The following is a 6386-nucleotide window of genomic DNA, read 5'->3' on the forward strand; positions in this document are numbered from 1 at the left end:
CGGACCCTTCCGTGGAAAAAGCGAGAGGGCACAGGGGGAATGCGCCCTCTCTATGCAACGCCATTCGAAGCGGCGTCGCACCCGGTTACATCACCGGCCCGTGAGGGCCGGCCTGTATTACATGGCGGACTTGGGGGTCAGCACGGCGTCGATGACGTGGATAACGCCATTGCTCTGGATCACGTCGGCGATGGTGACATCGGCAACAGTGCCGTTTTCGTCGGTCACGGTGACCTTGCCGTCCTCGGCCTTGAGGGTCAGTTCGCAACCGCCGACGGTCTCGACCTTGTGCTCGCCGCCATCGGCTTCAACCATGCCGACGATGTCGGTGGAGAGGGCCTTGGCCGGGATCACGTGGCAAGCCAGGATGGTCGACAGCGTTTCCTTGTTTTCCGGCTTCAGCAGCGTTTCGACGGTGCCTTCCGGCAGGGCTTCGAAGGCGGCGTTGACGGGAGCGAGCACGGTGAACGGGCCTTCGCCCGACAGCGTCTCGACGAGGCCGGCAGCCTGCACGGCGGCAACCAGGGTCGTGTGGTCAGCCGAGTTGACGGCGTTTTCGACAATGTTCTTGTCGGCATACATGGCAGCGCCGCCGACTTCAGGATTATCCTGGGCGAAGGCTGCGCCCGAGAGGGCGGAAACGGAGAGCATGGCAGCGAGGGTCAGCGTACGGAAATTCATCGGTAGATCCTTCCTGTGTTTCGTTCCCATTGTTCGGCTGGGACGTGGGAAGATACGGACCGCTTGAATCCTCAGTTTCGGCGAGTTTCGCCTTTTATTCGCCGCCGGGCGTGAAACTTTTCACGCCCGTTTCTCGTAAGGGCGCCGCCTAGATGGGCGTTGCCGAACCCACGGCCACGATCGGGCCCTGGGCCACGCCGGTGGGCGAACCGCCGGTCTGTTCCAGCGTCACCGCCAAAACCGTGCCCGGCCCGATATTGGCGCGCGCCGCCGCATCGAGCGGGATTTCGAGCCGCTGGTTGACCGGCACCACGCCCATCGACACGGCCGGCTGGTCGCCATTGATGTACCAGAGCTCGAAGTCGCGATCGGGCACCGGCTCGCCGCGCAAGGAGGTGATGCGCACCTGCTGCTGCCCCTGGTCGTAGACGGCCAGGAACTCGACGCCGCTGCCCTGCTGCGCCTGGAGCGCCGCCACCAACTGCACGGCCATCTGGTCGGCATCGAAGCGCGGCTGCATCAGATTGAAGCCCACCGCCGCCACGGCGACGGCCAGGGCGCCCGCGGCAATGCCGCGCCAGAGGACGAGATTGTCCCACCACGACACCTTGCGCCCCGCCGCCACGCGGTCGCCGAAGGCGCGCGCTTCGATGGCGGCATAAAGGTGCTGCGGCACCGGGGTTTCTTCGTATTCGGCATTGAGGGCGGCAAAGCGCCCGACCCAGAAGTCGCGCTCGGCCCGCAAGGCCGCGTCGTCCTCGATCAGCCGCCCGACGCGGTCGTGCTCGGCGGCCGAAAGCAGGCCGAGCACATATTCGGCCACCAGGGCGTTGCGCCCCTCGAAATCGCCGCCCATGTCATCGCTCGTGCTCATGCTGTCAGACAATCTTTCAGTTTGATGAGGCTCCGGCGCAGCCAGGTCCGCATCGTGTTCAGGGGCACGGCATAACGGCTTGCCAGTTCCTCGTAGCTATAGCCATCGAGGTAGGCGCCGCGCACCGCGTCGGCACGATCGGGCTCGAGCGTGCCAAGGCATTTCTCGATCTGGTTCCGGTCCTCGCTATCCTGGGCCGCGCGCTCCGGAGAGGGGCCAGGGTCGGGAATTTCGAGCGCCACATCGAGATCGTCAGAGACGGGCCGACGGGCTCTCAGGATGTCGAGTGAATGGTTTCTTGCCACGGCAACAAGCCAGCTGATCGGGCTGGTATTGCCGGCGACATAACGGTCGGCGCGCTGCCAGACCTTCACATAGATTTCCTGGATGGCTTCTTCGGCCTCCGAGCGGTCCTTCAAGATACGCAGGGTGACGCCAAACAGTTTCGCGCTGGTGCGCTCATAAAGCATCTTGAAGGCGGCGCGGTCGCGCAGCGCGCAGCGCGCGATGAGGTCGGCGATTTCCTGCGATGGCGTGGATTGAAGCGTCATCGATATGCAGGACCTCCCAGCGCGTTGCTCGCGTCTTGGCCCTTATGGAGGACCGGCGTCGCCAGCGCACCATAACCACAATTGGGCTTGGCCCAAATAGCCCAGAAGCGTCTTTTCCTTTCCGCAATCATGCTCTAGACCCGAAAGCGATCTCTCGCAGTTCGCCAACCGATGGGCCCGTCCATGACTGATCAGACTTCCAACGACCGCTTCAGCCATGATGCCGGCATTCTGGCCCAGGCCCTGCCCTATATGCAGCGCTACGAGGGCAAGACGGTCGTGGTCAAATATGGCGGCCACGCCATGGGCGACCTCAAGCTCGGCCAGGCCTTTGCGCGCGACATTGCGCTCCTCAAGCAAAGCAAGGTCAATCCCATCGTCGTGCATGGCGGTGGGCCGCAGATCGCCTCCATGCTGGCAAAGCTGGGCATCGAATCCAAGTTCGAGGGCGGCCTGCGCGTTACCGACCAGCGGACCATGGAAGTGGTCGAAATGGTGCTGGCCGGCTCGATCAACAAGGAAATCGTCGCCCTGATCAATGCCGAGGGCGAATGGGCCATCGGCTTGTGCGGCAAGGACGGCAACATGGTCTTCGCCAGGAAGGCCAACAAGACGGTGATCGATCCCAGCTCGCATATCGAGCGGGTGCTCGATCTCGGTTTCGTCGGTGAGCCGGCGGAAGTCGACCGCACCCTTCTTGATCTGCTCGCGCGGTCCGAAATGATTCCCGTCATCGCCCCCGTTGCCCCGGGCCGCGACGGCAATACCTACAACATCAATGCCGATACCTTTGCCGGCGCCATTGCCGGTTCGCTGGGCGCCAAGCGCCTCCTGTTTCTGACCGACGTCGAGGGCGTGCTCGATCGCGACGGCAAGCTCATTCCAGAGCTCAGCGTGCGCGAGGCCAAGCAGCTCATCGCCGACGGCACCATTTCGGGCGGCATGATCCCCAAGGTCGAAACCTGCCTCGAGGCGCTGGAAAACGGCGTCGAGGGCGTGGTCATCCTCAACGGCAAGATGCCTCATGTCGTGCTGGTCGAGCTCTTCACCGAATTCGGCGCCGGCACGCTCATCGTTCGCTAACCATAGCGGCGGCCGAAGGACGAATTGGCGGGGGTGTGACCCTTTGGCTATAGCGCCGCCTTAACGAAACGTGGCAAATTTTAGCCAGTATGGTTTTTGGGGGTAGTCTCATGGGTTTGAAGGTCAAGCTGGCGGCGGCGCTGATCGCAATGGTTGCCGGAGCTCCCATTCTTGGTGCGCAGGCGCAGCAGATGATGGCGCCGGTGGTCAACAACAGCGTCTACCAGCCGTCCTATTCGGCCTGGGACGGCTTCTATATCGGTGCCCAGGGCAGCCTCATCGGCATGAAGAGCCATGAGGTCAACACGGTGATTGCAGCGCCACCGGCAACAGAGCAACTGCTGGGCGATATCGGCGGCAGTGCCGGCGTCTTTGCCGGCTATCGCATGCAGCTCACTGATTGGTTCGTGCTCGGCGTCGATGCTGAACTCAACAATGTCGCGACCCAGTTCGAATACAATGGCGGCAACTATGGCGCCCTCAAGTGGGATACCGCCGTGCGCGCCACGCTCGGTTATCCAGTTGCCAATAATGTGCTGGCCTATGGCACCGTCGGCTATTCGTGGGGCCGCTTCGACATGTCGCCACAGCTGGGCGCAGGTTCTGAATTTACCGCCGGCGGTTTCCAACTCGGCCTGGGCGTCGACATGCTTGTCACTCAGAATGTCATGGCTCGCCTCAACGCGACCTGGACCCACTACGGCGTCAACACCGTTCCGGGTCCGGCAGGCCGCACCAGCGAACCCAGCAATGCGGTTATCCGCGCCGGTCTCGCCTGGAAGTTCTGATCCTTCCGCTTTCCCAATCGCAAAGGCCGCCCCGAGGGGCGGCCTTTTTGTTTCATGCTTCCACGGCCACATGCTGCGGCGGGGCGAAGCCCATGGGCCGCTTGGGCGCCTTGAAGAAGAAGGCCAGGATCAGCACCAGGGCAAAGGCCGCGATCTGGTACCAGAGCGCAAAGGCTGCAGCATTGGCAAAGGCCGCATGGGGGGGCGAGCCCGTCGCCATGCCGCGGCCAAGCGTGGTGAAGAACAGCTCCCCGACCAGCGCCACGCCCAGAGCGCCACCCACCTGCTGGAAGGCCTGGAGCGAACCCGAACCGGCCCCGGCATCGCGCGGCGGCACATTGGCCAGCACCAGCTGGAACAGCGAGGAGAAGCCCAGGCCCAGCCCGATGCCGGCGATCAGCAGCGATGGCAGGAAGCTCCAGTGGTCGATCGTGTCACCGACGCCAGCGATGATGAAGTGGAGCGAACCGATGCCCAGCACGAGGAGCGTTCCAGCGGCGGCGAGGCGGCCGCGCAGATAGCGCGAACCCAGGCGGCCGGCGATGAAGGAAGCCACCAGCACGCCGACCGAGAAGGGTGTGTTCGTCAGGCCCGATTCGAGCGGCGAAAAGCCGAAGCCACCCTGCAGCAGCAGCGAGATCACCATGAACATGCCCGGAATGCCGGAGGCGAAGATGGTGACGACAAAGGCGCCGAACATGAAGTCCTTGTTGGTGAGGAGATCGTAGTTCAGCAGCTGCGGCTCGTTGCGCGCGGCACGGGCCCGCTGCCAGAGGAAGAATGCCACAAGCCCGACAAGGCCGACGGCGATCATGGCAAAGGTCCAGAGCGGCCAGCCATAGGCGCGCCCTTCGACGATGGGGAAGACGACGGCAACGATCGACAGGCCGAAGAGGGCGATACCGACATAGTCGTTGCGCAGGGCTGGATGACCTTCAAGGCGCGGAATCAGGTAGAGGCCGGCAATGACCGTCACGATGCCGACGGGCACGTTGACGAGGAAGATCGGCTGCCAGTCCAGGCCGAAGAGCTGCGCATCTATCAGGAGGCCGCCTAGGATCGGGCCGCAGACCGAGGCAAGGCCAGCCGAAAGACCAAAGAGCGAAAAGGCCTGGCCGCGCTCATGGGGCGGAAAGGTCACGGTGGCGATGGCCAGCACCTGCGGCGTCATCATCGCCCCGGCCAGGCCCTGCACGGCGCGGGCAAAGATCAGGAACTCGATGTTGGGCGCGAGGCCACAGAGCGCCGAAGCGGCGGTAAAGCCGGCAACGCCCCAGAGGAAGAGCTTGGTGCGGCCAAGAATGTCGCCCAGCCGCCCGAAGGGCAGCAGGCCCAGCGCAAAGACCAGGATATAGACCGCCACCACCCACTCGATCTGCGTGTCGGTCGCCGCCAGCCCGGTCTGCATCGAGGGCAGCGCCACGTTGACGATGGTCACGTCGATCAGGTTCATGAAGTTGGCGATCAGCAGTACGACAAGCGCCACCCAGCGGCGCGGATCGGGCGGCGCAACGACCGCGGCGGAGGCATGAGCAGGCATGGATTTATCCTTGTGACGAATCGGAAATGGGAGCGAAGGCGCGCTCAAGCTCGGCGATGACGCTGTCGAGCTGGTCGCGTCGATGGGGACGCCAGCAATCGGTGAGTGCGGCGGTTGTGATGACGGCAGCAGCGGCAGGATCGATGCTCTTGCGGAAGGACCCGTCCGTGATGCCGAGGCGGAAGATCTCGGTATATTGCTGGGTCCAGAAGGCCTGCATGGGCAGGATGATATCGGCGATGGTGGTGTCGCGGCGGGCGCGGTCGACGAGTTCGCTCAGGACCCCGATGACCTGGGGCATTTCGGCGACCATCTCGCGAAACTCCTTGAACTCCTCGCGCAGCTGGGCGGCGGCAGCGAGCCCCGCCTTGGGGTGACGCAGGGCCTGCGACTTGAAATCATCGCGCAGCGACGCCGCGACAAGCGCGATCAGGGCTTCCTTGGTGGGCACATGGTAATGGAGCGTCGCAATATTGATGCCGACCCGGGCGGCAATATCGCGCGTCCGCAAGCCCTCGAGCCCTTTCTCCACGATAATGGCACGCGCCGCCCCGGCAATCGCCACGCGCCGATCCTCGCCACTTTCACGGCGCTGCGGCAGGTCGTCCAGTCCAGGGTGCTTTGTCATGGCGGGCCGTATAGCCGGTCGCCAACACTCAATCAAGTGATTGATTATAGGGCCACGATGTTCCGGCCACCCGCCAGCCGTCGGCGCCCCAACCACTGAGCGGCACCTCCCCCTTGAGGGAGGATGGGAGGGGGTGTGGTTTAGCCACCATCGACCGGCTAACCCACCATCCGCCCACCCACCAGCCGTCACCCTCGGGCCTGACCCGAGGGCCCTGCACTTGCCGAACGCCGGTTGAAGT

Annotated in this window: 7 protein-coding genes; 2 read left to right on the forward strand and 5 right to left on the reverse strand. The window is 64.0% G+C overall.

All coding sequences use genetic code 11. The features are described from left to right. Positions 1-117: 117 nt before the first annotated feature. The 3 genes from VIL88_RS07795 to VIL88_RS07805 all read right to left on the reverse strand — a co-directional run bounded on the left by VIL88_RS07795 (position 118) and on the right by VIL88_RS07805 (position 2106). Positions 118-681 (reverse strand): fasciclin domain-containing protein, encoded by a 564-nt coding sequence (locus VIL88_RS07795; RefSeq protein WP_331987493.1) that lies wholly within the window; start codon positions 679-681, stop codon positions 118-120. A gap of 148 nt (positions 682-829) precedes the next feature. Further along, positions 830-1555 (reverse strand): anti-sigma factor, encoded by a 726-nt coding sequence (locus VIL88_RS07800; protein ID WP_331987495.1) that lies wholly within the window; start codon positions 1553-1555, stop codon positions 830-832. Next, on the reverse strand, positions 1552-2106 hold the full coding sequence (locus tag VIL88_RS07805) for a sigma-70 family RNA polymerase sigma factor (protein ID WP_331987496.1): 555 nt from the start codon (positions 2104-2106) through the stop codon (positions 1552-1554). The genes VIL88_RS07800 and VIL88_RS07805 overlap by 4 nt, the downstream gene beginning before the upstream one ends. A gap of 183 nt (positions 2107-2289) precedes the next feature. On the opposite strand from VIL88_RS07805, the gene argB reads away from it, so the two are divergent. Next, the gene (gene argB, locus VIL88_RS07810; RefSeq protein ID WP_331987497.1) at positions 2290-3189 is read left to right on the forward strand and encodes an acetylglutamate kinase; all 900 of its coding nucleotides are present in this window, start codon (positions 2290-2292) and stop codon (positions 3187-3189) included. A gap of 110 nt (positions 3190-3299) precedes the next feature. Further along, complete coding sequence (locus VIL88_RS07815; RefSeq protein ID WP_331987499.1) at positions 3300-3977, forward strand: porin family protein; 678 nt, start codon at positions 3300-3302, stop codon at positions 3975-3977. Positions 3978-4029: 52 nt separating this feature from the next. On the opposite strand, the gene VIL88_RS07820 is transcribed toward VIL88_RS07815, so the two are convergent. Then, on the reverse strand, positions 4030-5517 hold the full coding sequence (locus VIL88_RS07820; protein WP_331987500.1) for a DHA2 family efflux MFS transporter permease subunit: 1488 nt from the start codon (positions 5515-5517) through the stop codon (positions 4030-4032). A gap of 4 nt (positions 5518-5521) precedes the next feature. Beyond that, positions 5522-6145: a TetR/AcrR family transcriptional regulator gene (locus tag VIL88_RS07825; protein ID WP_331987502.1), complete on the reverse strand. Its 624-nt coding sequence runs from the start codon at positions 6143-6145 to the stop codon at positions 5522-5524. Positions 6146-6386: the final 241 nt, after the last annotated feature.

The sequence above is a fragment of the Devosia sp. genome (assembly GCF_036563435.1).
In the GTDB taxonomy this organism is placed as follows: domain Bacteria; phylum Pseudomonadota; class Alphaproteobacteria; order Rhizobiales; family Devosiaceae; genus Devosia.